General features: G+C 29.0%; 26 protein-coding genes and 1 other RNA gene. 12 read left to right on the forward strand and 15 right to left on the reverse strand.

Annotated features, from left to right (window positions below; genetic code table 11):
* Positions 1–83: 83 nt before the first annotated feature.
* A complete protein-coding gene (locus WAO74_RS13455; RefSeq protein WP_422162775.1) occupies positions 84–671 on the forward strand; it encodes an RNA polymerase sigma factor in 588 nt (195 codons plus the stop codon).
* Positions 672–908: 237 nt separating this feature from the next.
* On the opposite strand, the gene WAO74_RS13460 is transcribed toward WAO74_RS13455, so the two are convergent.
* The gene (locus tag WAO74_RS13460) at positions 909–1,568 is read right to left on the reverse strand and encodes an endonuclease III domain-containing protein (RefSeq protein ID WP_422162776.1); all 660 of its coding nucleotides are present in this window, start codon (positions 1,566–1,568) and stop codon (positions 909–911) included.
* An 81-nt stretch (positions 1,569–1,649) separates the two neighbouring features.
* On the opposite strand from WAO74_RS13460, the gene WAO74_RS13465 reads away from it, so the two are divergent.
* Positions 1,650–2,162 carry a hypothetical protein gene (locus tag WAO74_RS13465; RefSeq protein WP_422162777.1) on the forward strand — a complete coding sequence of 171 codons (513 nt, stop codon included), beginning with the start codon at positions 1,650–1,652 and terminating at the stop codon, positions 2,160–2,162.
* A gap of 96 nt (positions 2,163–2,258) precedes the next feature.
* Complete coding sequence (gene bcp / locus WAO74_RS13470; RefSeq protein WP_422162778.1) at positions 2,259–2,711, forward strand: thioredoxin-dependent thiol peroxidase; 453 nt, start codon at positions 2,259–2,261, stop codon at positions 2,709–2,711.
* Positions 2,712–2,745: 34 nt separating this feature from the next.
* On the opposite strand, the gene WAO74_RS13475 is transcribed toward bcp, so the two are convergent.
* Both WAO74_RS13475 and WAO74_RS13480 read right to left on the reverse strand, forming a co-directional pair.
* Positions 2,746–5,193 (reverse strand): TonB-dependent receptor, encoded by a 2,448-nt coding sequence (locus WAO74_RS13475; RefSeq protein ID WP_422162779.1) that lies wholly within the window; start codon positions 5,191–5,193, stop codon positions 2,746–2,748.
* Positions 5,194–5,197: 4 nt separating this feature from the next.
* Positions 5,198–6,901: a M23 family metallopeptidase gene (locus WAO74_RS13480; RefSeq protein WP_422162780.1), complete on the reverse strand. Its 1,704-nt coding sequence runs from the start codon at positions 6,899–6,901 to the stop codon at positions 5,198–5,200.
* A gap of 146 nt (positions 6,902–7,047) precedes the next feature.
* Here WAO74_RS13480 and WAO74_RS13485 point away from each other — a divergent pair, with 146 nt between their 5' ends.
* From WAO74_RS13485 to rny, 4 genes are all read left to right on the forward strand, one after another.
* Positions 7,048–7,338 carry a hypothetical protein gene (locus WAO74_RS13485; RefSeq protein WP_422162781.1) on the forward strand — a complete coding sequence of 97 codons (291 nt, stop codon included), beginning with the start codon at positions 7,048–7,050 and terminating at the stop codon, positions 7,336–7,338.
* Positions 7,339–7,351: 13 nt separating this feature from the next.
* The gene (locus tag WAO74_RS13490; protein WP_422162782.1) at positions 7,352–7,645 is read left to right on the forward strand and encodes a cell division protein ZapA; all 294 of its coding nucleotides are present in this window, start codon (positions 7,352–7,354) and stop codon (positions 7,643–7,645) included.
* A 54-nt stretch (positions 7,646–7,699) separates the two neighbouring features.
* Positions 7,700–7,828, forward strand: a non-coding RNA gene (gene ssrS / locus WAO74_RS13495) — 6S RNA.
* Between the two features lie 47 nt (positions 7,829–7,875).
* Entirely contained in the window at positions 7,876–9,444 is a 1,569-nt protein-coding gene (gene rny / locus WAO74_RS13500; RefSeq protein WP_422162783.1) for a ribonuclease Y, read from the forward strand.
* Between the two features lie 178 nt (positions 9,445–9,622).
* Here rny and xerD read toward each other — a convergent pair whose 3' ends face one another.
* Positions 9,623–10,528 (reverse strand): site-specific tyrosine recombinase XerD, encoded by a 906-nt coding sequence (gene xerD / locus WAO74_RS13505; RefSeq protein WP_422162784.1) that lies wholly within the window; start codon positions 10,526–10,528, stop codon positions 9,623–9,625.
* Between the two features lie 174 nt (positions 10,529–10,702).
* On the opposite strand from xerD, the gene WAO74_RS13510 reads away from it, so the two are divergent.
* Together WAO74_RS13510 and aroQ are read left to right on the forward strand one after the other, a co-directional pair.
* Positions 10,703–11,161, forward strand: a complete 459-nt coding sequence (locus WAO74_RS13510) for a hypothetical protein (protein WP_422162785.1) — start codon at positions 10,703–10,705, stop codon at positions 11,159–11,161.
* A 78-nt stretch (positions 11,162–11,239) separates the two neighbouring features.
* Positions 11,240–11,653: a type II 3-dehydroquinate dehydratase gene (gene aroQ, locus WAO74_RS13515; RefSeq protein WP_422162786.1), complete on the forward strand. Its 414-nt coding sequence runs from the start codon at positions 11,240–11,242 to the stop codon at positions 11,651–11,653.
* A 1-nt stretch (position 11,654) separates the two neighbouring features.
* Here aroQ and WAO74_RS13520 read toward each other — a convergent pair whose 3' ends face one another.
* The 5 genes from WAO74_RS13520 to WAO74_RS13540 form a co-directional block, all read right to left on the reverse strand.
* On the reverse strand, positions 11,655–12,113 hold the full coding sequence (locus tag WAO74_RS13520) for a GNAT family N-acetyltransferase (protein ID WP_422162787.1): 459 nt from the start codon (positions 12,111–12,113) through the stop codon (positions 11,655–11,657).
* 4 nt (positions 12,114–12,117) lie between these two features.
* Positions 12,118–13,800 carry a glutamate formimidoyltransferase gene (gene ftcD / locus WAO74_RS13525; protein WP_422162788.1) on the reverse strand — a complete coding sequence of 561 codons (1,683 nt, stop codon included), beginning with the start codon at positions 13,798–13,800 and terminating at the stop codon, positions 12,118–12,120.
* Positions 13,801–13,872: 72 nt separating this feature from the next.
* Positions 13,873–15,051, reverse strand: coding sequence for a DUF4105 domain-containing protein (locus WAO74_RS13530; protein WP_422162789.1), 1,179 nt, complete (start codon positions 15,049–15,051; stop codon positions 13,873–13,875).
* A gap of 3 nt (positions 15,052–15,054) precedes the next feature.
* On the reverse strand, positions 15,055–16,125 hold the full coding sequence (locus tag WAO74_RS13535) for a PorV/PorQ family protein (RefSeq protein WP_422162790.1): 1,071 nt from the start codon (positions 16,123–16,125) through the stop codon (positions 15,055–15,057).
* Positions 16,126–16,195: 70 nt separating this feature from the next.
* The gene (locus tag WAO74_RS13540; protein ID WP_422162791.1) at positions 16,196–17,179 is read right to left on the reverse strand and encodes a YheT family hydrolase; all 984 of its coding nucleotides are present in this window, start codon (positions 17,177–17,179) and stop codon (positions 16,196–16,198) included.
* Between the two features lie 95 nt (positions 17,180–17,274).
* Here WAO74_RS13540 and WAO74_RS13545 point away from each other — a divergent pair, with 95 nt between their 5' ends.
* Positions 17,275–18,033 carry a CDP-alcohol phosphatidyltransferase family protein gene (locus WAO74_RS13545; RefSeq protein ID WP_422162792.1) on the forward strand — a complete coding sequence of 253 codons (759 nt, stop codon included), beginning with the start codon at positions 17,275–17,277 and terminating at the stop codon, positions 18,031–18,033.
* A 5-nt stretch (positions 18,034–18,038) separates the two neighbouring features.
* The gene (locus tag WAO74_RS13550) at positions 18,039–18,410 is read left to right on the forward strand and encodes a glyoxalase (protein ID WP_422162793.1); all 372 of its coding nucleotides are present in this window, start codon (positions 18,039–18,041) and stop codon (positions 18,408–18,410) included.
* Here the strand turns inward: WAO74_RS13550 and lptB are convergent.
* The 4 genes from lptB to WAO74_RS13570 all read right to left on the reverse strand — a co-directional run bounded on the left by lptB (position 18,404) and on the right by WAO74_RS13570 (position 21,385).
* On the reverse strand, positions 18,404–19,144 hold the full coding sequence (gene lptB / locus WAO74_RS13555) for an LPS export ABC transporter ATP-binding protein (RefSeq protein WP_422162794.1): 741 nt from the start codon (positions 19,142–19,144) through the stop codon (positions 18,404–18,406). The genes WAO74_RS13550 and lptB overlap by 7 nt on opposite strands.
* A gap of 126 nt (positions 19,145–19,270) precedes the next feature.
* Positions 19,271–19,615 (reverse strand): carboxymuconolactone decarboxylase family protein, encoded by a 345-nt coding sequence (locus WAO74_RS13560; protein ID WP_422162795.1) that lies wholly within the window; start codon positions 19,613–19,615, stop codon positions 19,271–19,273.
* On the reverse strand, positions 19,599–20,420 hold the full coding sequence (gene tatC / locus WAO74_RS13565; protein WP_422162796.1) for a twin-arginine translocase subunit TatC: 822 nt from the start codon (positions 20,418–20,420) through the stop codon (positions 19,599–19,601). The genes WAO74_RS13560 and tatC overlap by 17 nt, the downstream gene beginning before the upstream one ends.
* Positions 20,420–21,385, reverse strand: a complete 966-nt coding sequence (locus WAO74_RS13570) for a KpsF/GutQ family sugar-phosphate isomerase (protein WP_422162797.1) — start codon at positions 21,383–21,385, stop codon at positions 20,420–20,422. The genes tatC and WAO74_RS13570 overlap by 1 nt, the downstream gene beginning before the upstream one ends.
* A 138-nt stretch (positions 21,386–21,523) precedes the next feature.
* Here WAO74_RS13570 and WAO74_RS13575 point away from each other — a divergent pair, with 138 nt between their 5' ends.
* Positions 21,524–23,707 carry a RecQ family ATP-dependent DNA helicase gene (locus WAO74_RS13575; protein ID WP_422162798.1) on the forward strand — a complete coding sequence of 728 codons (2,184 nt, stop codon included), beginning with the start codon at positions 21,524–21,526 and terminating at the stop codon, positions 23,705–23,707.
* Here WAO74_RS13575 and WAO74_RS13580 read toward each other — a convergent pair.
* Together WAO74_RS13580 and WAO74_RS13585 are read right to left on the reverse strand one after the other, a co-directional pair.
* Complete coding sequence (locus tag WAO74_RS13580) at positions 23,704–24,345, reverse strand: response regulator (RefSeq protein WP_422162799.1); 642 nt, start codon at positions 24,343–24,345, stop codon at positions 23,704–23,706. The genes WAO74_RS13575 and WAO74_RS13580 overlap by 4 nt on opposite strands.
* Positions 24,346–24,404: 59 nt before the next feature.
* The gene (locus WAO74_RS13585; RefSeq protein ID WP_422162800.1) at positions 24,405–26,294 is read right to left on the reverse strand and encodes a sensor histidine kinase; all 1,890 of its coding nucleotides are present in this window, start codon (positions 26,292–26,294) and stop codon (positions 24,405–24,407) included.

Consider the following 26,294-nt stretch of genomic DNA (forward strand, 5'->3'; position numbering starts at 1 on the left):
ACGCATATAGCTTAAAATTACTTTTTAAATTATTAATAAAATAATAGATTGTAAGAACCACTTTGTTCTTCAAAAAAGTAGTTATGATGCGAAAAAACACAATTTCAGATAGTACCTTGGTTAGTGATTATATTCAAGGAAATGAAGCAGCTTTAGAGGTTTTAATTAAAAGACACCAGCAAAGACTATTCAGCTTCATATACAGTAAGGTTAAAGATAAAGATATTACTGAAGATGTTTTTCAGGATACTTTTATTAAAGTAATTAAAACTTTAAAAAAGGGTAATTATAATGAAGAAGGTAAGTTTTTACCTTGGGTGATGAGAATTGCACACAATTTAGTAATCGATCATTTTAGAAAATCGAAAAGAATGCCTAAATTTAACAACACAGATGAGTTTAATATTTTTTCTGTTTTAGGTGACGAAACTTTAAATGTTGAAAAGCAAATTATACAAGAGCAGATTTTTGAAGATGTAAGAGAACTTGTAAACGAATTACCAGATGAACAAAAAGAAGTCTTAATTATGCGTATGTATAAAGATATGAGCTTTAAGGAAATAAGCGAAAATACAGGGGTTAGCATTAATACAGCTTTAGGAAGGATGCGTTACGCATTAATTAACATGAGAAAATTAATAGAAAAAAATAAAATTATTTTAGTGAACTAACAATATTGTTAAAAAAGCATCGTTATCAATTTATAACCAACATATTAAATTGACTATATGATGCAAATTTACTCAAGAAAGCCATCTGATTTGCAGATGCAACCCAAAAAAGAAACAGTTCAATTTTTGATTGATTTTTCAAAGTCGCTAACTATTGTCAAAACCAAGTCAAAAAACTTCATTGAATTGAATTTGAATTAAGAGTGGAAAAAGCTTCAACGAACGTTGAGGCTTTTTTTATGGTTTTTTATTTTTATAATAATCGTCTAAAACAGACTTTCTGCCAATAGTTTTGGTAATAATATCTTTTTCCAAATTCCAACCACGAGCAGGAGAATATTCTCTACCATACCAAATTATTTGTAAGTGCAAGTCATTCCATAATTCTCTAGGAAATAAGCGTTTGGCATCTTTTTCTGTTTGTTGCACATTTTTTCCATTGGTTAAATTCCATCTGTACATTAAACGATGAATATGAGTGTCAACAGGAAAAGCTGGAACTCCAAAAGCCTGACTCATAACAACACTTGCTGTTTTATGCCCAACAGCAGGCAATTCTTCTAAACCTTCAAAAGATTTTGGAACCTCTCCATTGTACTTTTCAATTAAAATTTTAGACAATCCATAAATACCTTTGCTTTTCATAGGAGACAAACCACAAGGTCTAATAATTTCCTTAATTTCTTCAACAGTCATTTTAACCATATCAAAAGGATTGTCTGCTTTTGCAAATAAAATAGGTGTAATTAAATTTACTCGAACATCTGTGCATTGAGCAGATAACAATACAGCAATTAATAAAGTGAAAGGATCTTTATGATTTAGAGGAATTGGTATTTTTGGGTAATACTCTTGTAATGTGTTTATTACAAATTTTACTTTCTCCTTTTTAGTCATATTTTTATAAATATACCTATAGATAGGTATTTGCTTTTTTTTTTAAAACTCTATATTTGTGTAAATTTAAACAAATTTATTATGAGGAAAATAATTAATTTTAGAAACGTACTTTTATTAACATTAGCATTTACATTTTCTTTCTGTTCTGGAGATGATAGTGATTCAGGTCAATTCCCAGGAGTTCCAAGTGGAGAAATTGTGGCTTTAGAATTAAGACAAGAAACATTAACAGGTTATTCTGCTAAAGGAGTAGATGCTCAGAAATGGTGGACACATGTAGTTAGTAATATTGATATTTCTGGCCCAGAAGATTGTGGTGAGGGTCAGTCTATCAGGAATGTTGGTTATTTTGCTTTCTCACCAAATGGAGATTTGATTTTTAGAACCTCAAAAAATGGATCAACTACTACTCGTGGAACTTGGAGATGGGGAAATGATAATAAAAACACTGTTTATGCTTCAGATATTGGTAATGTAGAATTTACGCTAACTTATTTAAATGCTAATAATCTTGTTATTGCTTCTCAACAAGCTGCAGGTCCATGTTCTGCAACAACTTATGAGCAATTCAATGATCCATTTGTGGACTAGTTGTTATTAAAATATATTAAAAACGCTTTCTTTTAAGAAACCGTTTTTTTTATATTACTATATTTGTTTTTATATTTTATAAACATAATAGAAAAGATGACCTCATTAAAAATAGGAGATAAAGCTCCACAATTTGAAGCAAAAGACAATCAAGGAAATACAATAAAGCTATCTGATTATTCAGGTAAAAAACTAGTTTTGTTTTTCTATCCTAAGGCTAGTACACCTGGTTGTACAGCTGAAGCTTGCGATTTACGAGATAATTATCAATCGTTTTTAGCAAAAGGATATGATGTTTTAGGTGTGAGTGCAGACAGTGCAAAAAGACAACAAAGTTTTATAGATAAATACCAATTACCTTTTCCTCTTTTAGCAGATGAAGATAAAGCAGTTATTGAGTCTTTTAATGTTTGGGGGCCTAAAAAGTTTATGGGAAAAGAGTATGATGGTATTCACAGAACCACCTTTGTTGTTAATGAAAAAGGAATCATTGAAGATGTAATTACGAAAGTAAAAACAAAAGCACATGCTGCCCAAATTTTAGAATAAATAAAAACGAGTTGATTTGTAGCAACTCGTTTTTTTAAAACTTCATCGAAACTTTAAAGTTTAAAACTCTACCAGTCATAAAATTGGGAATTCCAAATTGTGTTTTAGAATACACATCTCTAACCCAAGTATTTGTTATTGCATTTTGTATATCGAACATATTAAACAATTCTAAACCAGCAGTTAATTCTTTAAATTTGGACAACCAGCCAGTGCTAAATTGTTTATTCGAATCTACAAAAATATAGGAAACACCTATATCTGCTCTTTTATAATCACGCAGACGTTCTTGAAAATTATAAGGATCTGAATACGCAGGAGAACCTCCAGGAACTCCAGTATTATAAACTAAGTTTAAATACGCTTTTAAATCTGGTAAATTTGGAACATAGTCTTGAAATAGAATTCCGAATTTAATTCTTTGGTCAGAGGGTCTTGCAATCGAACCTCTGTTATTAATATTCTCTTCTGTTTTTAAATATCCTAAACTTACCCAACTTTCACTTCCTGGAACAAATTCACCATTTAAACGCACATCCAATCCATAAGCATAAGCATTTGTAACATTATCTGCTCTATATCTAATTCTAACATTATCAATAGAGTACGCATTTACATCAGATAAATCTTTATAATACAATTCTGTGGTTAGTTTAAAAGGTCTTTCCCACATATTAAAGCTGTAATCCATCCCAGATACGAAATGAATTGATTTTTGTGCTTTTACATCTACATTTAAATTACCATTAAAATCTCTCAACTCTCTATAAGATGGAGGTTGATAATAAAAACCGCCAGAAACTCTAAATAACATATCTTTTTCCCAATTTGGTTTGATAGCAAATTGAGCTCTAGGGCTAAATACAGTTTGACTTTTTGATGAAACTCCATTTCCAGCCACAGACCAATTATGAACTCTAACTCCTAAATTATACCAAATTTCATGATCATTTATAAAAGAACGTTGATTGTATTGCACAAATCCAGACATTCTATTAATGCTCACATTATTATCTTTTCTGATGTTTTGAAAAGGTGTAATTTCGCCTTCAAAAGGTTCATAAGGTTGGTTATTAGAAGAGTGGAAAGGAGGTCTTATAGAAAAACCTAAAGAGTCGATTACTTCCCATTCTCTAATTCTGTCTTTAATATCTTCATTTTGGTATTTAACACCAAAATCCCATTGAGTATCTCCTTTTTTTATGTTACCTCTAATTTGTGCGTTGGTTATTAAAGCGTCTAAATCATTTCGTGCATGATTTAACTGAGAGCCTATTCCTTGAGAAAATTGTACTTCACCAAAATTTTGAGATCCAATATTGGTATCCACTTCCCCTAAATTATATTGTGCAGCAATATCAAAATGTTCTTCTTCTTGCGTGTTGTATCTAGAAGTTGTTGCTGTTAAAGTAAAGTTTTCATTTACCTTATAATCAGCAGATAAAGCACCAAACATGGTTAAGTATTTATCTCTTTCTTGCCCAGAATAAAAAACAATTAATTCTAAAGGATCTGCAACTGTTCCAAAACGAGTTCTTCTAGATAAAGGTTGATAATTATAATCATTTAAAGAAAAGTTACCCAGAAAATTCAATTGAAACTTTTCTGAAAAATCATAGGATAAATAAGTTTGAACGTCTGTAAATTTTGGTCTAAAATTGGTTTCGATTTGTTTACTGTTTACAAACAAACTATTATCTCTATATCGAATACCTGTAATTGTGCTTAACTTTTTATCTAAAAACTGCCCTTCAAAAGTTACACTCGCACCTAACAAACTTGCATCAACAGTAGTTGCAGTTTCTGTAGGTTTTCTATAAGTAATATCTAAAACGGATGATAATTTATCACCATATTTAGCCTGAAAACCACCAGCAGAAAAGTTAATATTCTGCACCATATTTGTGTTGATAAAACTTAAACCTTCTTGCTGACCAGATCTAATTAAAAAAGGTCTATATACTTCTATACCATTCACATAGACTAAATTTTCATCAAAATTACCACCTCTAACATTGTATTGAGTACTTAGCTCATTATTATTATTTACACCAGGTAAAGTCATTAATACGTTTTCTACACCTGCATTTGGGCCAACAGTATTTTTAACTTGGCTGATGTCTATTTTTGTAAGTCCCTGCGCTTCTTTTTTATTGTCTTTTACAACAACTTCTTCTAATTTTTCTGTTTTTAAGGATAAGGTAGGAGAGAAGCGAATTATATTTCTGTTAGTCGCAGTTATTTTTTTAGTAACTGATTTGTATGAAATGTGACTAAAAACAATGGTTATTTCTTCATCTAGAGGTATTCTAATTGAATAATTTCCATTAATATCTGTTGCTGTTCCAGTTGTTCTATATTTCACAGAAACTTCAACTACAGGTTCGTTTTCGCTATTTTTTACAGTTCCTTTTAAAATTGTTGTTTTTTGAGCCATCAAAAAAGATGGAATTAAAAGCAGGAAGAAGAATATTTTTTTCACAAAGTTAGTTTAGTTGTTTTTTAAAGAACGTTGTAGAAATCTCATTCGTATTTCCAACATTGTCCGAAACTACAAGTTTAAAGATATGTTTGCTATCAACCAATTTTTTATCACTAAAATTATAGGTTAATATTTTTGTTTTATGATTGTATTCCATTAAAACCCATTCATTATCTATGGTAGCTCTGTAATCTTTTATGCCAGATCCAACATCATCTATTTTAACTTTTATGGTTTTAGAATTTGTAATCCATTGTTGGTCTTTAAAGTATAATAATTTAATTATAGGTTTTTGATTGTCAGTTAATAATGCGTAGTTACCTAAAGTTTTACTTGTCGTATAAAATGTGCTATCTTTTTTTCTTGTATATTGATATTTTGGATATTTAGGATACTCTAAATTAGCAATATAAAGCAATTCTTTCTCAGTTTCAGAGTATTTTGAAACGTTAAAAGTTAAAGTAAAATATTTATCTAAAGGAATTGTAGGAGTGTGAATTTGAGCAATACCATCATTCACTTTAAAATCTAAAAAAACATCTTCATAAAATGTTTTCTTAGGAAAAGCAACTGTTACATTTTCTAATTGAAACTTGTTAAAATTTTTAGCAACTACTTTATAAGCAGTGGTATCTTTTTGCTTTTTAAAAATAGCATTGGTTTCTTTGCCAACTATTTGTACGTTTAGAACACTATTATTGCCTTCAAAATCTTTTGCTATAATTTCGACTCTATAATTTTGATTGGAAACTACCTCTATTTTTCCGTTATTTATTAAATCCTTATAAGTAGATAATTTGTTAGAAGACAATTTAAAAGTTTTTTCATAACGCATTTTATATTTCTTAAAATGCTCATAATCTATATGTAAATTTAAATATTTACTTTCTGCAAAAGAAAAGGTTTCGACATCATGATAATAAAAACGTTTACCATTTACTAACATTTCTAAACTAAATAGCCCGTTTTTATTGGGTGCTTCATCAAACCTATCAAAAATACTAGCAGAAAAACCAATAGTTCCACTTGCAGCAATTCTATCTGCAGCATATTGATTTTTACTCACTTTTTTTATGGGTATTTGAAAATCCATTTTTTGATTATTAATTCTGGCATCATCACTTAAAGCATAGACTTTTAAATATTGAAAAGTTGGAGGTATTGAGTCTGCAACCTTTAAACCAAACAATAACGGATTTATAACATTTTCACTTTCCGTATTTCTAATTTCAAAATGTAAATGAGGACCTCCAGAACCACCTGTATCACCAGAAAAACCAATGATTTCTCCTTTTTTTACAGGAAACATGTCTTCATCAAAATACAAGTTTCCTGTTTCATAATCTTCCTTTTTATATTGAATTGATTTTACATATTCTTCAATGCTATCTTCGAATTTACTTAAATGCCCATATACAGTTGTAAATCCATTGGGATGTGTAATGTAGATAGCTTTACCATAACCAAATTGTTGCACTTTTATCCTAGAAACATAACCATCTGCTGCAGAAAGTACTTCTAAACCTTCTTTACCTTGGGTTTTAATGTCAAGACCTGCATGAAAATGATTACTTCTTAATTCGCCAAAAGAACCAGAGAGAACAATCGGAATGCCTAAAGGATTACCAAAATAATCGGTTGGATATTTTTCTTGAGAAAATGTTAAATAGTGAATGAATAAAATAGATAAAAGTAGTAAAGGTCTCAAAGGGCAATTTTTTTTGTGTAAAAATACAAAAATGATTCTTTTGGTAATCTCTTTACATTCAATACATTAATAAAAAAGTAATAAAATGTTGTAATATTTAAAACAGAATGCTAACTTTGTGAGTATAGTTTATTCTAAATAATAAGATGAGTAATACGTTAGAAGCGATTCATTTATTAGAAGAAAAGTTGCAAAACCTAATTTCTAATTATGAATTTTTGAAAAAAGAAAATCAAATTTTGCTTCAAAATAACACATCATTACAAATTCAGCTATTAGAAAATAAGCAAGTTTTAGCAAATCAAAAAAAAGAATTTGATTTACTTAAAATTGCAAAAACTATTGAAGGCAGTAGTACAAACACAAAAGATACAAAGCTGAAAATAAATTCATTAATTAGAGAAATTGATAAATGTATTGTTCAGTTGCAAGAATAAAGTTCTTTAAATTGTGAGTAATAAATTAAAAATTAATATTGTAATTGCTGGCAGAACCTACCCTTTAAGTGTTAATAACACCAAAGAAGAAGAAGGTATGCGTAAAGCTGCAAGCGCTATTAATAAATTAATTTCTATGTATGAGCAAAATTATGCAGTTAGTGATAAACAAGATGTTTTAGCCATGTCTGCATTACAATTTGCTTCGAAGTTAGAAATTTTATCTTTAGACAAAAACGACACAAAGAAAGAAGAATTAGAAAAATTAAATGAGTTAACCAAATTGGTAAACGCTCATTTAGAGTAAGTTCATTAAAATACATTAACAACACACTGCCTACGTTAGTAAATTGTTTATTAAACTCAACACTATTCTATTATGAAGGACGAGTCTTAACTACTAAAGCAAGCCATGAATACTGATTTTTTTCAGTACATTAAGTGGATCCTTGAACAGTTAGTTAGTCCTATAAATGTCATATTGGAGTTTAAAAACCTAAATCTATCGTAGGCTTTTTTATACATTAAATTTAAATTATGGAAGGAATGATACTTCCCATTATTGTGGGAGTTATAATAGGAATTGTAATAGGTTTTATCATATTTAAAGCCTTAGAAAAATCTAAAGGTAAAAAAATAGTAGATGCTACTAAAATTGAAGCAGCAGCTATTTTAAAAGAGGCAAAAATTGATGCAGAATCCATTAAGAAAGATAAAATTCTTCAAGCAAAAGAAAAGTTCATTGAGCTAAAATCTGAACATGAAAAAGTAATATTATCTAGAGAAAAGAAAATTTCTGAGGTAGAAAAACGAATTAGAGATAGAGAATCTAAAGTTGCTTCAGAATTAGATAAAAGTACTCGTTTAAATAATTCTTTAGAAAACAAGGAAAAAGATTACGATAACAAATTAGAATTTTTAGAGAAAAAGGAAGAAGATCTAGATAAGATGCACAAACGTCATGTAGATATGTTAGAGCAAATTTCTGGATTTTCTGCTGATGAAGCAAAAAAGGAGTTGGTTTCATCATTAAAAGACGAAGCAAAAGCAGAGGCAATGGCTTTTGTTCAAACTTCTATAGAAGAAGCTAAGTTAACAGCAGAGCAAGAAGCTAGAAAAATTGTTTTAGGTACTATACAAAGAGTAGGTGTAGAGCAAGCTGTAGAAAATTGCGTATCTGTTTTTAATTTAGAGTCTGATGATGTAAAAGGAAGGATTATTGGCAGAGAAGGACGTAATATTAGAGCATTGGAGGCTGCAACAGGTGTAGAAATTATTGTAGATGATACTCCAGAAGCAATTATTCTTTCTTGTTTCGATCCTGTTCGTAGAGAAATAGCGCGTTTATCTATGCACAAATTAGTAACAGATGGTAGAATTCACCCTGCTAGAATTGAAGAAGTTGTTAAGAAAACAGAAACTCAAATCCATCAAGAAATTATTGAAGTTGGTAAAAGAACTGTAATCGATTTAGGTATTCATGGTTTGCATCCAGAACTAATAAAGATTGTTGGGCGTATGAAATATAGATCTTCTTATGGTCAAAATTTATTACAACATTCTCGTGAAGTTGCTAATCTTTGTGGCATTATGGCTGCAGAAATGGGATTGAATGCAAAAATGGCAAAAAGAGCTGGTTTGTTGCATGATATAGGTAAAGTACCTGATACAGAAAGTGAACTTCCTCATGCACTTCTTGGTATGCAATGGGCTGAAAAATACGGAGAGAAAGAAGAAGTTTGCAATGCTATTGGTGCACACCATGATGAAATTGAAATGAAGAGTTTATTATCACCAATTGTACAAGTTTGTGATGCTATTTCTGGAGCAAGACCTGGTGCAAGACGTCAAGTTTTAGATTCTTATATACAGCGTTTAAAAGATTTAGAAAATATTGCTTTCGGCTTTGCAGGTGTTCAAAAAGCATATGCAATTCAGGCAGGTCGTGAGTTAAGAGTAATGGTAGAGAGTGGCAAGGTTAGTGATACAAAAGCTTCTGAATTATCTTTTAATATTTCACAAAAAATTCAGAATGATATGACATATCCAGGTCAAGTAAAAGTTACTGTAATTAGAGAAACTAGAGCTGTGAATGTGGCAAAATAATGAGCCCATTTTAATCTTCCTAAAAGGAAGAAAGACTCTTTTGAATATTTCATAGTTGTGAAAACAAAATGTAATAATCCTAACTTTTTAAAAGTTAGGATTATTCTTTTTTAGTAAAGTTAATACTCTTTGTTTTAGAAGCACTATACAAGACAAGAGTTCATTCCTTTTAGGAAGGCTAGGATGAGATCCTTCTAGGATGAAAAGTTTCAACAATTTCTTTTAAATAGCTATTGTCTAAGTGTACATAAACCTCTGTTGTAGTAATGCTTTCATGACCTAACATTTGCTGTATTACTCTTAAATCTGCACCATTTTTTAATAGGTGTGTAGCAAAAGAATGACGTAATGTATGAGGGCTAATTTTCTTTTTTAAGCCTATTTTAGTCGCCAAATCTTTTAAAATCGTAAAAATCATTTGACGCGTTAAACCTTTTCCTCTTCTGTTTAAAAACAGCGTATCTTCATATCCTTTTGTGGGTTTTAAATGAATTCGGATTTCATTGATATAAATAGTAATATATTTTTGAGCATTAAAATGGATAGGAACAAAACGCTCTTTATTCCCTTTTCCTGTGACTTTTATAAAACCCTCTTCAAAAAACAAATCAGAAATCTTTAAACTAATCAGTTCACTTACTCTTAAACCACAACTGTACATAGTTTCTAGAATAGTTCTATTTCTCTCTCCCTGAGAATGACTTAAATCAATTACTAATATTAATTGATTAATTTCTTCTTCTGATAATGTGTCTGGAAGTTTTCTTCCAATTTTTGGAGTTTCAATTAAATCTGTGGGATTTGTTTTTCGGTAATCTTCAAAAATTAAATAATCGAAAAAACTTCGAAGACCAGAAATAATTCTTGCTTGACTTCTTGGATTTACTTTTTTTGCAACATCATAAATAAATTGTTGAATAATAATTTTATCAATAATAATAGGAGAGATGTTCATCTCATTTTCATCCAAATAAAAAGTTAGTTTCTCTAAATCTCTAGTATAACTTTCTATGGTGTTCATAGATAAACCTCTTTCTATTTTTAAATACAACTGATAATCTTTAATTGCAGAATTCCATTTCATAACACGAAATATAAGAAAACATTAGTGTTATCTATCAAAAAATTAAAAATTATCATATTCTTGATTATTAAGAATAAAATTAAATTATTAATATTTTAATCAATATAAATTAGAGTATTATTTTTTTTAATACATTTACATAACAAGTTAAATCAATAAAAAAAACAATCAATTATGAAAAAATTATTATTTATTGCAGCTTTTGCAATCTTTGGATTAGGAACTGCTAATGCTCAAGGCTTTAGTGCTGGAGTTAATGTTGGATTACCAATTGGCGATGCAAGTAATGTAAGTTCTTTTGCTTTTGGGGTTGATGTAAACTACATGTTTAATGCTGACGAAGATTTTACTTATGGTTTAGCATCTGGATTGCAGTTTTACAGTGGTAAAAACGGTGGGCCTTCTCAGGATTTTATTCCTTTAGCTCTTGCTGGTAGATATAAGTTATCAGACACATTTGCATTAGGTGCTGATGTTGGTTATGGAATTGCTACTAATGGAGGTTTTTATTACAGACCAATGTTAGTTTATAATTTAAGTGAAAAATTTGATTTAAATGCTTCTTATTCTGCAGTAAGTGGTAGTGGATCTACCTTAGCAAATGTTGGAGTGGGTTTAATGTATGATTTTTAATTCTTACTAAATATTTTTTTTAAAACGGAGGCATTTTGCCTCCGTTTTTTTATTAAAAATAATTGTATTTTTGATTTTATGAAACTTATAATTATAAACGGACCCAACCTAAATCTTTTAGGAAAACGCGAACCAGAAATTTATGGTTCTGAAACTTTTGAAGATTTTTTTAAAACTTTACAATTAAAGTTTAAAAATATAGAATTGTTTTATTTTCAATCGAATATAGAAGGTGAAATTATAGATAAATTACACGAAGTTGGTTTTAATTTTGATGGGATTATATTAAACGCAGCTGCTTACACACATACTTCTGTTGGAATTGGAGATGCTGTAAAAGGCATAGAAACACCTGTTGTAGAAGTCCATATTTCAAATATTCATGCTCGTGAAGATTTTAGACATCAAAGTTTTATTGCCAAAAATGCAAAAGGAGTATTATTTGGTTTTGGTTTAAAAGGATATGAATTGGCTATTCAAAGTTTTCTTTAATTTACAACTCTAAAATCATTTTAATATCTGCACGTTTATAGTGAGAGTTTTTTTCTACAGGAATTTCCACAAACCCTATTTTTTTATATAGATTAATGGCAGGAACTAAACTTCTATGAGAATATAAAGTAATACTTTTCCATTCTTGTTTTATGGCGAAATCTATACAAAAATCCATTAATTTTTGCCCAATTTTTAAACCTTGGTATATAGGTGAAACAGCCATTTTACTTAACTCAAAAAATGTTTTTTGATTAATAAGTGAAACAACCCCAACAATTTCAGTATTATATTTTGCAAAAAAGATAAATCCTCCAGGATCTAAAACATATTCTTTTGGATTACTCAAAACCTTTTCATCATAAGGTTCTACATAAAAATATTTTTCTAACCATTCTACATTTAAATCATAAAAATATTTGGCATATTTCTCTTCAAAAGGGATGATTTCTATATTCATAAAATTAGATTTTTGAATCTATAATTTGCATCATTTCTTGTTCTAATTCACAAGTATTTTGATAAATTGATTTGGCTTTTGCTAAAATATCTTCTGCAAATTTTCTGTCTTTAATATCCTTCGCATTAATTCTAACGTTAAAATAAGCCCCAGTTACTGCTGTTTTTGCACATAAAACACCAACACCACCATCTGAAAGCGAATTTTGCAGTCCATTTTTCATCATTTCAAGCATTACTTCAATAGAATTATAAGCAGTTTGCATTACTTGAAACGGAATTTCAGTTGCGTATTTTGTAGCATCTTCAATAGCCTTTTTTCTAGCTTCAATTTCTTCTTCATTGGTTTTTGGCATTCTAAAACCATCAATAATTTTGTTAAAAGCGTTTGTATCTTCATCAACTAAAAACAATAAATCGTTTTTATATTTCTGACCCTTTTCTGCCCAATCAGAAAAATATTTCCATTTTTCATCCCAACCCGTTTTGTGAGCAGAAAGATTTGCAACCATAGTTCCTAAAGAAACACCTAAAGCACCTACGTAAGCAGCAATACTTCCACCTCCAGGAGCCATAGATTCTGAAGCAGTTTCTTCTGCAAAATCTTTCACAGAAAAATCAATTAGTTTTTTTTCAGCATCAGTATTCATCACATATTCTATAATTCTTTCTTGAGGATTAAAAGGTTTTAAATCATCCAATCCTAAAGATTTTATAGCAATTTTAATTTTTTCTTTTTCTGATATTCCTAAAGATCGTTCTTGTTTTTTTAGATAGAAATCTGCTGCATCAAGCATTGCTTTTAAAGGTACTAAACCAACTAATTCTGAACCTGTTACACGCAAGCCACGTTTTGTAGCAGCCAAATCTGTTTCGTAAAAAGCTTCGTACATGGAAGTGATTGAGATGTTGGTTAAATTATATGAAATTTGTGCAATTCCATATTCTTCTATAAACCAACCAATTCCTTTTACAGCTTTTAATTTACCTGGAATTCTCTCTGGATTTCCATTTTTATCAATAACATTTTTACCATTAATTGTTTTTACACGACCATTTTCTCTAATATCAAAAGCGATAGCATTGGCTCTTCTTGTAGAAGTTGAGTTTAAATTTACATTGTACGCAATTAAAAAATCTCGTGCAGAAATTGCTGTAACTCCAGATGAAATAATTTGTTTATTAAATTCTGATGGACCAAAATCGGGTCTCCAGTTTGGTTTAGACAATTTTTCTTTTAAGCCTTCATATTCTCCAGAACGAACTGTAGCAAGGTTTTTTCTGTCTGATGTTGTTGCAGCATTTTCATAAAAATAGCCAGAAATTCCTAATTCTTTACCAACTCTTTTCCCTAGTTTATGCGCGTATTTCGCAGTTTCTTCCATAGAAATATTTGCAATTGGTACTAAAGGACAAACATCTGTTGCTCCAAAACGTGGATGTTCGCCTTTTTGTTTGCTCATATCAATTAATTCAGAGGCTCTTTTTATCAATCTAAATGCAGCTTCAATTACATTTTCGGGCTCACCAACAAAAGTAATTACGGTTCTGTTTGTTGCTTTTCCAGAATCGATATCTAATAATTTCACGCCTTCTACAGTCTTTACAACATTGGCTATTTCATTTATTTTGTTGATGTCTCTACCTTCGCTAATATTAGGAACACATTCTATAAGTTGCTTATTCATTTTTGATTGATTTGATTATCAAATGTAGAATTTTCGCCAAAAATAAGCTACATAAATTATCAAAAAAATAAATTATAATAAGTATTTATCTTTTTTTGATAAATAGAGATATCTAACAAGTAATAAAATTAAAAGTGGAATTACAGAAACAGGGAATAATTGAATTTCAAAAACCCAGACAAATGGCGTTAAAATTAATAAGAAGATTAAGAATTTAAAATAGTAATTCAACCATTTTTTTGGAGATGGATTCAGCATTAAAAATGCAATAATTATATTGGGTGCAAAAGCCCACAAAAAGTTAAAGTTGTTTGGAGTAGTGGAGTGGTTTGTAAAAAACCATAAAAATACTATTAAAACTCCAACAATTCCTGTGATAAAAAGCAACAAAAAATCGAACCATTTTGTCCTTTTCTTCTTTTTAAAATCCTTGTAGGTTATAAAAATTCCAAGCAAAGAAATAATGCAAAAAACTAAAAACGGATTTGCAATTGAAATCGATTGTTTTTGCTCTTCAAAATCTAATAAAACATCTTCTCTTAAAACTAAATTTTCTGGTTGATTTTTAATAAATAAAGAGCTATTCTTAAAATTAAGATAAACATAATCAGGTAAATACATGTATTGTGTAAAATCTGCTTTTGCATCTAATTTACTTCCCAAAGCTAAATTAATGCCAAAACTACCCCAAGTATTCCAAGGTATTTCTCTGTTCATTAATTGTCTAAAAGATAAATTTTGATCTATATTTTTAGAACTGAATTCAACTTTATCTGCTAAAATAGTATTTGTAATGTCTCTTAATTTAGTGGCACAATTATCAAAAAAAGGATCATAGAAATAATTTGCATTTTCTGGCAAAGCATTATTTTCTAAATAATTAAAAAAAGTTTGTTTTTCTTGCTGCGTTAAATTTAAAACTTGCTGTTTTACCCAACGCTTGTCACGTTTGTAGCTTGCATAAAAATAGGCAAAATCATATCTAGCCAAACTATACAACAATTTTCCTTTGGTGAAATTTGAATAAAAATTAGGCGCATTATAATCGAACATTCCATAATTATAAATCAAATCTAATTGTAAAACTGGGTCTTTAATTCTAATGGCAGAATGCCCAAATGCCTCGTACAATTCTGTTCCAGGACCTGCAGTTACAATGCTAATTTCTGAGTAGACAGAAAGGTTAACTTGTGCTTGTGTGTGATTTATTAACAATAAAAAGAAGAGTAGAAAGGAGTATTTTTTTTTCATATATTATCTTCTAAAGAAGCCGTAATCGAAAGTTACCGAAAAAATATTTGAGAATAAAGCGTTTCCAACACTACCAATGTTGGTTAGAGCATAATCTATTTGAATGCCTTTGTAATTAAACCCAAGTCCAAAGTTAGGTTGTGTAGAAAGAGATTTTGAGTTGTCGAATTCTGTGATATATTGAAAATTCCCAACTCCTAATCGTAAATATACAATTCGATCATAATCTAATTGAAAACCAATTGCAGGATCTATACTTGCAAATTCTGATGAGTAAATATCATTTGTCTGTTCAAAACGAACGTTTAAATCTATCTCTGTTTGTAAGTTAAAAAAACGACCAATTCTCCAATCTTTGGCAATTCCTAATTGCATTTTAGGTTTTGTAATTTCTGTGGTTTCTGGCAAATCTTGATTTTGTCCAGGAATGGCATTTCTAATTTTTTCAAACTCATCTTCATTAATTGCCCAAGTGTTAAAAGTTGTAGTAATATCTCTAACCATTAATCCAAAATACCAATTATTTCTTTCGAATTGAATTCCTGCATCAAAACCAAAGCCCCAAGAAGAGGCAAAATCACCAATAATTCTTCTCACAATTTTTGCATTCACTCCGAATTTTAAATCCTTAAAAATTAAATTTCTTGCATAAGCAACATTAAATGCATAATCTGCTGCAGAAAATAAACTAATTCTATTAAAATCGATATTTCCTTGGCTGTCAATTAATTCTGTTGTGTTTAAAATATCATCTACACCAAAACGAATTATAGCAAAACCTAGCGCACTTTCTCTATCAATTGGCATTGCAAAAGCTGCATAATTGTAATTGGCAATACCTGCAAAATAAGAGGCATGCATTAAAGAACCTTGGTAGTCTTCTATGCCAACTAAACCAGCAGGATTCCAGTAAATTGCATTTACATTATTGGTTCTAGCTACCACAGCTTTACTCATGCCAAGAGCTGCAGCATCTACACCAATATTTAAAAATTCGTTGGAATAATTTCTAAAAGTTTGTGCTTTTAAAAGTAAAGGTAAAATGATTAAAAGAATTAAAAATTTATATTTCAACAGTGTAAAATTAGTGATAACAAATATCTAAAAACCTATTAAAATAACTGTCGTTTTTATAAGATATTGTTTACAAAATATCAATTTGAATGTTTTCTCTTATAAAACGTTCTATTCTGTATTCTAACCAAGTATTGTCTTGAGGTTTAAAAGAAGTCATAAAACCACAATGACCGCCAAATTTAGTTTCTTCGAAAAAGAAAAATTCAGAGTTTTCTGCTTCTTCAAAAGGATAACATTCTCTTGATAGAAAAGTATCATCTTTTGCATTGATTAATAAAGTTGGTCTTTTAATGTTTAAAAGGTAAGGTTTAGAACTTGCTTTTTGCCAATAATCTTCTGGACTTTCAAAACCAAAAACAGGCACAGTATATAAATATTCTAAATGTTTAAATCGGGTTGCTTTAAACAGTTTGTCTTTATCTAAATTATATTCTGGAAATTTATGAGCCTTTTCTAAAACCTTGTTTTTCATTGTTTTAAAAAACATTTCCATGTATAATTTGTTTTTTAGTTTATCCATTTCTATTTCAGCAGAAGCAATGTCTATAGGTACAGAAGTTGCAATTCCGCCTTTTATTACCGATGAAATTTTATCACCTTTTTCACCTAAATATTTTAATGTTAAATTTCCTCCTAAACTAAAACCAACCAAAACTATATTTTTATAATCAAAGTGTTCTAAAAGATGATTGATTACAAAATCTACATCTTCGGTTTTTCCACTATGATAGGTTGCCAATAGTAAATTATCTTCACCACTACAACCTCTTAAATTAAAACAAACTGTATCTAATCCTTTATCATTTAGATGATTAGAGCTGGCTGTAATGTATTTAGATTCTGAGCTGCCTTCCAAACCATGAATTAAAACAACTAAAGTTTCTGAACCTACTAAAGAAAAATCTAAATCTATAAAATCGTTATCCCAAGTTGTAATTCGCTTTCTGTTGAATACAGATTCATCTTTCATAAATAATGGTCTGTAAACAGTATTAAAGTGACCATTTCTAAAAGGAATTGTGGGTAAAAAATCCGAAGAAAAAACAGGCATAGCAAAAATATTTTTACAAATATGACAAAAAAAATAGGATTAAGAAAATTAGCAATTTTTGATTTCTTATTTTAGCTCTTAAATCAACTATAAAAATGAAAATAAAAAAACATATTCCTAATTTATTAACGCTTGGTAATCTTTTTAGTGGAACAGTTGCTGCTATTTTTGCGGTTCAAAGTAATTTTGAAGCTGCAGCTTTACTTGTTGTAATAGGAATATTCTTTGATTTTTTAGATGGATTTGTGGCACGTTTATTAAAAGTTTCTGGAGAATTAGGCACACAATTAGATTCTTTGGCAGATATGGTTACAAGTGGAGTTGTGCCAGGAATAATAATGTTTAATTTATTATCTGAAAATTCTGCAATTACTTATTTTAGTGACTCTTATGAAACCTCTTCTTTTGATGGTTTTCATTTAGAACTATTCCCTTTATTGGGTTTGTTATTAACTTTAGGAGCTTGTTATAGGTTGGCGAAATTTAATATAGATACTAGACAAACAGATTCTTTTATAGGTTTACCAACGCCAGCAATGTGCTTGTTTGTTGTTTCTTTACCTTTAATTTTGCAATATTCTGAGGTTGATTTCGCTCAAAATTTAATTGAAAATAGTTACTTTTTAGTTTTAATAACTTTAGTTTTAACCTATTTAATGAATGCAGAAATTCCGTTATTTTCTTTAAAATTTAAAGAGTATTCAATTAAAAAGAATTTAGTAAAGTATTTGTTTTTATTAATTTCTTTACAAATGATTATTGGTTTGAAATATTTATCAATTCCCTTAATTATAATCCTTTATGTTGTTTTTTCATTTTTTAACAACAAACAGACTGAAGAAATTAAAGAGTAAATATTTTGATCGAAAAGAAAAAATTTAAATCTATTAGACCTTTTTTAGGAGCTAAAAATTTCGAAGAATCAAGAAGTTTTTATAATACTCTTGGTTTTAACGAAACAAAATTAGCAGAAAACTTAAGTGTTTTTAAAGTTGATGAAAAACTTAGTTTTTACTTGCAAAAAGCCTACGTTAAAGATTGGGTAGATAATTCTATGTTGTTTTTGGAAGTTGAGAATATTGAAGATTATTTATCAGAACTAAAACTAAAAAAACTTACTGAGAAATTTTCGAATGTTCAATTATCTGAAATTGTAAAAAATGATTGGGGTAAAGAATTTTTTTTACACGATCCGTCAGGAATTCTATGGCATATAGGCTGTTTCTATTGAAAAATCTTCTTTCTTTTCAGCTCAAAATCTTTCCCTAAATATACTTTTCGAACCATTTCATCTTCAGCCAATTCTTCTGGAGTACCTTCTTTTAAAATACTTCCATTATACATTAAATAGGTTCTATCTGTAATCGCAAGAGTTGCTTGCACATCATGATCTGTAATAAGAATTCCTATATTTTTATGCTTTAAATGTGCAACAATACTTTGAATGTCTTCTACTGCAATTGGGTCTACACCTGCAAAAGGTTCATCTAATAAAATAAAATTTGGATCAGAAGCTAAACAACGTGCAATTTCTGTTCTTCGTCTTTCACCTCCAGAAAGTAAATCGCCTCTATTTTTACGAACGTGGCCAATGTTGAATTCTTCAATTAAGGATTCTAATTTTAAGTTTTGTTCTTTTTTAGATAATTTAGTAAATTGTAAAACAGCAAGAATATTATCTTCTACAGAGAGTTTTCTAAAAACGGATGCTTCTTGTGCCAAATAGCCAATTCCTTTCTGAGCCCTTCTATACATTGCATCATCTGTAATTTCTTGATCATTTAAATAAATACGACCTGCATTTGGTTTTACCATGCCAACAATCATATAGAAAGAAGTTGTTTTTCCTGCACCATTTGGTCCTAAAAGACCAATTATTTCGCCCTGTTTCACCTCTAAAGAAATACCTTTTACAACCTTTCTTGAACCATAAATTTTCTGAATATTTTCTGCCCTTAAAATCATGTATTTCTTAAAATATGAAATTGTTTAATGTTGTAAATGGTAAATGTATTTAATCTAATTTTATAAAGCTCTTAAAACCTTCTTAAACCTTCTGTTTTTGATGATTATAGTTTAACAGAAAATTGGTTACTCATTTTCTAAAGCTTCCCAAAATTCCACAGCTCTTCTTAAATGAGGAATTACAATTGTGCCACCTACTAAAGTAGCTATAGACATTGTTTCCATCATTTCTTCTTTAGTTACGCCATTTTTAAAAGCAGTTTCTAAATGATATGCAATACAATCATCACATCTTAAAACTGCAGAGGCAACTAAACCTAAAAGTTCTTTTGTTTTTACTGATAAATGACCTTCTGCGTATGCATTTGTGTCTAAATTGTATATTCTCTTAATCACTTTATTGTCAGAAGCCAGAATTTTATCATTCATTTTCTGACGATAATCGTTGAAATCTTTAACCTTTTTTTGCATTTTTTTGTTGATTTTTTATAACTCTTTGCGAAACTTTAATACTTATTTCATACAAAATAAGAATTGGGATTGCCACAACTATCTGACTAGCAACATCTGGTGGAGTAATAATTGCAGCGACAATGAGTACAACTACTAAAGCATGTTTCCTGTATTTTTTTAAAAACTCGGGTGTAATTAAACCTATTTTTGTTAAAAAATAAATAATAACAGGTAATTCAAATAAAATAGAAACACCAAGTAACATATTAGTTACTAAACCTATATGAGATTCTAATGTAAAACTATTTTCAATTGCATCTGTAATTTGATAATTGTATAAGAAATGTACCGAAATTGGTGCGATAACATAAAAACTAAATAAAACACCAATAAAAAATAAGAAAGAAGCTATAAAAATAAAACCTCTAGAATTTTTGATTTCTTTTTCAGTTAAACCAGGAGCTATAAATCTCCAAGCCTCCCAAATAAGATATGGGAAAGAGATTATTATTCCTAAAATTAAAGAAGACCAAATAGAATTCATTAATTGCCCTGTTACTAATATACTTTGTAGCTTTTTTGTGGAAAGGTTCACCTCGCAGAAATCGCTATCCATTCCAAATAGATTGAAAAAATCGCAAAATAATTGATATGTTATAAAATCTGATTTCAGATGAGCTAACAGAAAATAGTCATAAACCTCTTTAGAAAAAACAAAAAAAACGATTGCTAGAATACAAATAGCAGCAAAACTTCTTACAAAATGCCATCTTAATTCTTCTAAATGTCCTAAAAAAGACATTTCTTTTTGTTGCTTAGCCATTAAAATATACCTTCTTTAATTAAATCGTGTAAATGTACAACTCCTGCATAATTATCTTCATCATCAATAACTAAAATTTGAGTAATACTATTATTTTCTAAAGCATCTAAAGCCTCAATAGCCATAGCATCTTTATGTATTGTTTTTGGACTTTTGCCCATAATATCTTTTGCCACAAAATCATCGATTTTTGTAGTTTTACTTAACATTCTTCGAATATCACCATCAGTAATAATCCCAACAATTTTTTCACCTTTAAGAACAGCAGTAACTCCCAAACGTTTTTCGGAAATTTCAATAATTACTTTCGTAATTGTATCATTTTCAGAAACTTGAGGTAACTTATTATTTTTAGTTAAATCAGAAACTCTTAGATATAATCGTTTTCCTAAAGAGCCTCCTGGATGATATTTAGCAAAATCTTTACTGCTAAATCCTTTTAATTCTAATAAACAAACAGCTAATGCATCGCCCATAACTAATTGTGCAGTTGTACTTGTTGTGGGTGCTAAATTGTTAGGACAAGCTTCTTTTTCTACAAAAGTATTTAAAGTAAAATTTGCATTCTTACCTAAAAAAGAATCTATATTACCTGTAATTGCGATTATTTTATTACCATAATTTTTAATTAATGGCACCAATACTTTAATTTCTGGTGTGTTACCACTTTTAGAAATACAAATAACAACATCGTCTTCTAAAACATTTCCTAAATCTCCATGAATGGCATCTGCAGCATGCATAAAAACAGCAGGAGTTCCTGTAGAGTTAAAGGTTGCCACAATTTTGGTGGCAATATTTGCACTTTTACCAATTCCTGTAACAATTACTCGACCTTTAGAATTGTAAATACATTCGACTGCATTTTTAAAATGATTGTCAATTAAATTAGCTAAATTAGCGATAGCATTACTTTCTGCTAGAATCGTTTTTTTTGCATTTTCAATAATGGAATTATCTTTCAAGCTTTAGGTTTTTATCAAATAAAAAAAAGTTATATCTTTATATATACAAAACGAGCAAATTTACTATAAAAATAAGTTTCATCAAACTTTATAATAGTAGGTTTATTTTTTCTTAAATAATAAAAGAGAATTATACTTATGGATTTACATGGTCCTTTAAAAAAATTTTTTGGGTTTAACACTTTTAAAGGTTTGCAAGAACAAGTAATTACTAGTGTTGTTAATGGCGAGAATACTTTTGTCATTATGCCAACTGGAGGTGGGAAATCTCTTTGTTATCAATTGCCTGCTTTAATGAAAGAGGGTACTGCAATTGTGGTATCACCATTAATTGCTTTGATGAAAAATCAGGTTGATGCGATAAGAGGAATTTCTGAACATAATGGAGTTGCACACGTATTAAATTCATCATTAAATAAAACAGAAATTAATCAAGTAAAGGAAGATATTGTAAATGGTATTACAAAACTTTTATATGTTGCTCCAGAATCTTTAATAAAAGAAGAATATGTTGCTTTTTTAAGAGAACAGAAAATTTCTTTTGTTGCTATTGATGAAGCACATTGTATTTCTGAATGGGGACATGATTTTAGACCAGAATACAGAAATTTAAAGCACATTATTAAAGCGATAGACAATGTGCCTGTTGTTTGTTTAACAGCAACTGCTACAGAAAAAGTGCAAGAAGATATTCTAAAAACTCTTGGTATATTAGATGCAAATCGATTTAAAGCTTCATTTAACAGACCAAATTTATTTTATGAAGTTCGACCAAAAACGAAGGAAGTAGAAAAAGATATTATTCGTTTTGTAAAACAAAGAGAGGGAAAATCTGGAATTATTTATTGTTTAAGTAGAAAAAAAGTAGAAGAAATTGCTCAGATTTTACAAGTAAATGGGTTTAAGGCAGTTCCATATCATGCAGGTTTAGATGCTAAAACTAGAGTAAAACATCAAGATATGTTTCTAATGGAAGATTGCGATGTTGTTGTAGCAACCATAGCTTTTGGAATGGGTATAGACAAACCAGATGTGCGCTATGTTATTCATCACGATATTCCTAAGAGTTTAGAAAGTTATTACCAAGAAACAGGCAGAGCTGGTAGAGATGATGGTGAAGGGTATTGTTTGGCACTATATTCTTATAAAGACATAGAAAAGCTAGAGAAATTTATGGCAAGTAAACCTGTTGCAGAACAAGAAATTGGGCACGCTCTCTTACAAGAAGTTGTCGGTTATGCAGAAACTTCGATGAACAGAAGAAAGTATTTATTGCATTATTTTGGTGAGGAGTTTGATGAAGTGAATGGAGATGGAGCAGATATGGATGACAATTCTAGAAACCCAAAGAAAAAGCATGAAGCAAAAGATTATGTAGTTAAAATGTTAAATGTTATTAAAGAAACACTTCAAAAATACAAATCAAAAGAAATAGTAAACACTTTGGTTGGTAAAGAAAATGCTTTATTAACATCTCATAAAACCCATTTGCAAGATTATTTTGCTATTGGTAAAAACAAATCTAGCTCTTATTGGATGGCGCTTTTACGACAAATTTTAGTGGTAAATTTTATTCGAAAAGAAATAGAACAATATGGAGTGATAAAACTTACAGAAGAAGGAGAAGCTTTTTTACAGAATCCAACTTCTTTTTTAATGACTGAAGATCATATTTATAGCGAAGAAAATGACAACGCAATTGTTACAAACTCAAAAGCCTCTGGAGGTTCTTCTGATGAAAAATTAGTGAAACTGCTAAAGGACTTGCGTAAAAAGGTAGCTGCAAGACTAGAAGTACCCCCATTTGCAGTTTTTCAAGATCCTTCTTTAGATGACATGGCTTTAAAATACCCAATGAATTTAGACGAATTATCTAAAGTACATGGAGTTGGAGAAGGTAAAGCAAGAAAATTTGGTAAAGATTTTGTAAAATTAATTACAGATTATGTTAATGAAAATGATGTTTTAAGACCAGACGATTTAATTGTAAAAAGCACTGGTGTTAATTCTGGATTAAAATTATTCATCATTCAAAATACAGATAAAAAACTTCCATTAGAAGATATTGCAAAATCAAAAGGTTTAGAAATGCGAGAATTGATAAAAGAAATGGAAGTAATTATTTTTTCTGGCACCAAATTGAATATCAATTATGCCATTGACGATTTGTTAGATGAAGAGCAGCAAGAAGAAATTTACGATTACTTTATGGAAGCTAAATCTGATAAAATTCAAGAAGCTTTAGACGAATTTGATGGCGATTATGATGAAGATGAGTTGCGTTTAATGCGTATTAAATTTACAAATGAAGTTGCAAATTAAAACTTATATTTTTTATCGATAGCATATTTAACTAATTCATTTCCAGAAGATAAATCAAGTTTTCGAATCATGTTTTTTCTATGAGTGTCTACAGTGGTTTTTGCAATAAATAAGCTTTCAGAAATTTCTTTAGAAGATTTCCCATTAGCAATTAGATGTAAAATTTCATTTTCTCTATTAGACAAAATCACATTGTCAGTGTTTCCAATATTTGTGTTTTCATCAATGTAAGAATTCATGAAATTAAATGCCACATTTGGGTCGAAAAAAGTTTCTCCATTTGCAACAGCTACAATTGCTTCTGATAACATTTTAATTCCAGAATTTTTTAAAATATAACCAGTAGCACCAGCATCTATCATTTGCTTAATAGCATCTGGCTGATCGAACATTGTCATGGCTAAAACATGAATATGAGGTAATTTTTTTTTGATAATTCTGGTGGCTTCTATACCATCCATTATTGGCATTCGAATATCTGTAATCACCAATTTTGGCTGCTTTAGAGAAACTAGTTTTACTAGATCATCACCATTATTTACTGCACCAATTATTTTAATTTCATCATTATATTCAAAGAAAGATTTTACACCATCTATGAGAATTTGATGATCTTCTGCCATAATAATTGTAATCATAATTTTTTTTAATAAAAATACAACATTATTAAAACTTTAAAATACCTACTTATAATGATTTAGGAAACTGGAACATCTATAATAATAGAACTTCCTTTACCAATAGTTGCATCAATTTTAAATGTACCACTTAAATGTTTAATTCTAGTTTTAATAGAACTAATTCCCATTCCGTTTTTAAGGTTAACTTTTTTAATATCAAAACCTTTTCCATCATCTTCGATAATAATGTTTAGGTTATTATCATACAAAGAAATATTAATGGTAGCATTTTTTGCTTCTGCATGTTTTATAATATTTGTTATCAATTCTTGTATAATTCTAAAAACTGTAATTTCTAAGCTATTTTCTAGACGTTTGTGTAAACCAAAATGAACTACTTCAATTTTAATTTTATCTGCAGAAGATATTTTTTCAGCCATCATTTGCACAGCTAATAACAAACCTTGATTAGCAATTACTCCTGCATTTTTAGCGTGGGCAATGCTTCGAACTTTTAAATAGGCCTCATTAATTAAATTTTCGGTTTTATTAAATAATTCTTCTTGGTCTATTTTTTTCTTTACGCTATTCATTTTTAAATTTTCAAAATGCAGTTTTAAAGTTGCCAAAACAGAGCCTAAATTATCGTGTAAATCTTCTGCAATTTGTTTACGCTCTTTTTCTTGGCCATTAACCATAGCGTTTATAGTGGTAATTTCTTGTTCTTTAATTAAAGTTAAATTCTTTTGTGTTTCTAATTCTTGGTTCTGCTGCGCTAAAATTCTTTTTCTTTTCGAGTTTTTAATGGTTAAAATACCAATGAGAGAAATTAGAAAGAGAATTAAAACGGAGATTACTAAAAAATTTCGAAATTGAATTTTATCTTCTTCTGTTTTTTTATTTTTCGCCTTTAATTCTAAGTTTTCTTTTTCTTTTTTTTCAGTTTGATATTTTGTTTCTAAATCAGACACTGCTCTTAAGCTTTCATCATGATTAATGTCGAGTTGTAATTCTAAAAATTTACTTTTATATTTAAGACTATCTAAAGCATTCGTTTTAAGTTTAGAATTAATGGTATAGAGCCAATAATATTTGTATCTTTTTAAAACTTTAAAAATAAAATCGGAGCTTTTATTATCAATTATACTTTCTAATTTTTGAAGCGCCATTTCTGGTTTATTAGAAAGATATAACAAGACTCCATTCAAAATTTCTACAGACTGTTTTTTTTCCTTATCTAAGTAACTTTCTTTTTCCGCCAGCAATAATTTAGCTTTTTCTGCATGAAATAATGCTTGCTCATAATTTTTAGTAATTCTATAGTGATAGCCACATAAAGCAATATTGTTTTTAACTTTTAAATAATAAGGATCTTTATCTTTTATTCTATTTTTAAAGCTGCTGTATAAGCTTTCTATAAATTTTTCGTCTTCATATTTATATCTTAAATTAATGCTAAACTCATAATATTTGTTGATTTCAATTTCCAGATTATCGTAGGCATTTTTTTTATGAAGATTTAAAAAGTAGTTATAAGATTCGTCGTAAAGTGTAATAACAAATCTTTCGTAAATATCTAAAATTGCTTTTGTAGTTTCACAAATTAGTACTTTGTTATTTATTTTAATAGCAATTTCTAATGCCTCTTTTAATATTTTAAAGGCTTCAATTTCATTTCCTTTTTTATAATATAAAAATAGACCTTCGTTTAAAAGTCTTACAATTTGTGTTTCTTCTGTTATTTTTTTGTTTGATGTAACATCTTCTGTGTCAAAAACACCTCTAGTTATTAAATTATAATATTTGTATAGTTCAATTTTAAGACTTTCATTTTTAACATCATTTAAAAACAAGCTGCTTTTTTCAAAATCGTTTTGTCTTATAGCACTAAAAAAATCATGTACTTCATTATTACTGAATAAAGTACATGAAATAAAAAATAATAGTATCGCTATTTTTCTTTTCAA

Source organism: Polaribacter sp. (assembly GCF_049276715.1).
Classification (GTDB): Bacteria; Bacteroidota; Bacteroidia; order Flavobacteriales; family Flavobacteriaceae; genus Polaribacter.